Annotated in this window: 3 protein-coding genes; 1 reads left to right on the top strand and 2 read right to left on the bottom strand. The window is 27.3% G+C overall.

The genetic code is table 11. The features are described 5' to 3' along the window. Positions 1 to 18: 18 nt before the first annotated feature. Positions 19 to 756: a phosphatase gene (locus I4V51_RS20575; RefSeq protein WP_195990306.1), complete on the bottom strand. Its 738-nt coding sequence runs from the start codon at positions 754 to 756 to the stop codon at positions 19 to 21. A 428-nt stretch (positions 757 to 1,184) separates the two neighbouring features. Here I4V51_RS20575 and yjeM point away from each other — a divergent pair, with 428 nt between their 5' ends. Next, complete coding sequence (gene yjeM / locus I4V51_RS20570) at positions 1,185 to 2,708, top strand: glutamate/gamma-aminobutyrate family transporter YjeM (RefSeq protein ID WP_195990305.1); 1,524 nt, start codon at positions 1,185 to 1,187, stop codon at positions 2,706 to 2,708. A 58-nt stretch (positions 2,709 to 2,766) separates the two neighbouring features. Here yjeM and I4V51_RS20565 read toward each other — a convergent pair whose 3' ends face one another. After that, positions 2,767 to 2,961 (bottom strand): hypothetical protein, encoded by a 195-nt coding sequence (locus I4V51_RS20565; RefSeq protein WP_195990304.1) that lies wholly within the window; start codon positions 2,959 to 2,961, stop codon positions 2,767 to 2,769. Between the last annotated feature and the right edge of the window lie 85 nt (positions 2,962 to 3,046).

Below are 3,046 nucleotides of genomic sequence, written 5' to 3'. Positions count from 1 at the left end.
ATTTTACTAAGGGCAATATTAGCCTTTGTAATTCATTGGGAAATAAAGGCTGAAGGGCACGTAAAAAAAGCTTAATACAGGATCATTCATAATAAGTTCCTCAGGCATAGAAATTTTTTCAAATAATTCAATTCCTTTATTGAAATCACCTATTTTAGTATTAATATGAGCATCAGATGTTAAAATTACTTTTGTACCGTATTCTTTACAAAGAATGGCAATTTTTTCGCAATTAACATCACTTCCAGCTCTAGATGAGCCTGATAAAGAGCTGTTATTTATTTCAATCATTATATTTTTTTCTTTTGCCTTTTTAACAATTGCATCATAATCAAGTTCATAGTTAGGATTTCCAAGATGGCCTAATATTTCAACTTTGTCATATTTATCCATAACATTTAAAATTGCTATAGTATTTTCTTTTTTTGTTTTAGGTTTAAAAACTGGTTCGTGGAATGAAGCAATCATGTAGTCTAAATTTTTCATGCCATCTTCAGGCAAATCAATATTTCCATCTATATCTAAAATATTTCCTTCACAACCTCTAAATATAATGACATTATTAATAACTCTAGGAAGAACTTTTAAGTTTCCAAAATACCAATAGTGAGGTGCTCCAGGCATTGAAGGTGCATGTTCAGATGTACCTAAGATTTTAATTCCCTTCTTAGCACAGTAATCTATATTTTCCATAAGAGTTGTATATGCATGTCCGCTTACTATTGTATGTGTATGCAAATCAGATAAGTAATTCATAAAAATCTCCTTTTGATATGTTATTTAAGAGCAATAAATCAATATTTAAATATTGTTTAGTACTTATTTATTAGTATATTTATTTTTTTGATAAACTTCAACTAAATAAATGTTAATATATTTAAATAAATGATTAAATTCTGATTAATATGAGATGCTAATAGTAAAGAATAAAATATATATTTTAGCAATTTAGCGTAATAAAGCGAAATTGTAATATAATAAAATATTAAGAAAAATCATATATAATAGATAAATTGAAAGAATGTTTTATGACAGAAATTTAATAAAATAAAAAAATAATTATAAAAGTGCAAAAAACATCTGATGGAAAGTAAAAAAAGAATCTAGTATAATGTTATATGTTGTAAAATTCGACAAATATATTTTGAAATTTAATAAAATTTTATACTAAGGAGGAAATTTTTATGAGTAAAAATAAAAAAGGTAAATTAACTTTAGTAGCACTAATACTTATGATTTTTACATCAGTATTTGGATTTACTAATATTCCAAGAGCCTTTTTCCTTATGGGATATTCAGCTATTCCATGGTATATATTTGGAGCTATATGTTTCTTTATACCATATGCATTTATGATGGCTGAATTTGGTTCAGCATTTAAGGAAGAAAAGGGCGGAATTTATTCTTGGATGCAACATTCAGTAGGAAGAAAGTTTGCATTTATAGGAACATTTATGTGGTTTGCTTCATATATAGTTTGGATGGTAAGTGTGTCATCTTCTATATGGGTTCCACTTTCTAATTTAATTTTTGGAGCAGATAAAACTGGAACTTGGTCATTATTTGGATTAAGAGCTTCACAAACTTTAGGTGTTTTAGGTGTGATTTTTGTTATATTAATTACTTTCTTATCATCAAAAGGTATGAATAGTATATCTAAAGTTGCATCTGTAGGTGGAATATTTGTAACAAGTGCAAATGTAATATTAATAGTAGGTGCTTTAATAGTATTTTTTGCTAATGGATTTAAAGCTGCACAACCAATAAACTTAGCACAGTTTACTAATTCTCCAAATCCTGCTTATGGATCAATTTTAGCTGTATTAGGATTTTTAGTTTTTGCTATTTTTGCTTACGGTGGTTTAGAAGCTGTAGGTGGTCTTGTTGATCAAACTGAAAATGCGAATACTACATTCCCAAGAGGAATTAAGATTTCTGCAATTGTTATTGGTGTTGGATATTCTTTAGCTATTTTAATGGTTGGTTTATTTACTAACTGGCAAGCTGTATTATCTTCACCAGATGTAAGTATGGCAAATGTAGCTTATATAGTTATTAGGAATTTAGGGGTTCAATTAGGGGATGTTTTTGGACTTTCTGCAGCAGGTGCTGAAATAATGGGAGTTTGGTTTGCAAGATATATTGGATTAGCAATGTTCTTAGCATTACTTGGAGCATTCTTTACATTAATATACTCTCCATTAAAGCAATTAATAGAAGGTACACCAAAGGAAATATGGCCAGAAAAATGGACTAAAATAAATGATAATGGTATGCCAGTTAATGCAATGTGGATTCAATGTATTGCTGTTGTTACTATAATAATAGTAGCTGTTTTAACAGGTGGAAAATCATCTAAGCTTTTAGATTACTTAATATTAATGGGTAATGTTGCTATGACTATTCCAACAATGTTCTTAGCTATAGCATTTATATACTTCAAGAAAAATGATAGTATAAATAAGCCTTTCATATTCTTTAAAAGTAAGAAGGTTGCAACTATATGGGCAATAATCGTTACAGCTACTGTTGGTTTTGCTAATATATTTACTATTTTACAACCAGCAATTGAAAGTAAAGATTATATTTCTACAGGATTCCAATTAGCAGGTCCAATAGTATTTGGATTAATAGCATTTTTCTTAATTACTAGATATGAAAAGAAATATGGAAATAATGATATAGATTCGCAAGATAAAATTGCATAATTGTTTATAAAAAAGATCAACCTTAAATTTAAGGTTGATCTTTAAATTTATGTAATAATTATAGGCCTGTAACTTCAACATCTTCTAATAGGTGCTTGTACTTTAAAAACTCTGCATATAAACTATCAATACGTTTTTCTAGAAGTTCCCTTTCAGAAATTTGAGCTACTTTTCTTAATTCAGATGTAAGCTTTTGAATTTCCTCATCAATTGACCACATTTCTTTCATAATCTCATAAGCATTATTTTTCATAAAATCACATCCTTTTATAAATAATATATAAATTTAATATTAATTTATATATTAATATTATAACATAAGCTAAATATAAATACAA

Source organism: Clostridium sp. D53t1_180928_C8 (assembly GCF_015667795.1).
GTDB lineage: Bacteria > Bacillota > Clostridia > Clostridiales > Clostridiaceae > Clostridium.
Note: the sequence above shows the minus strand (reverse complement) of the source record. Positions and strands in the feature narration are given on the sequence as shown.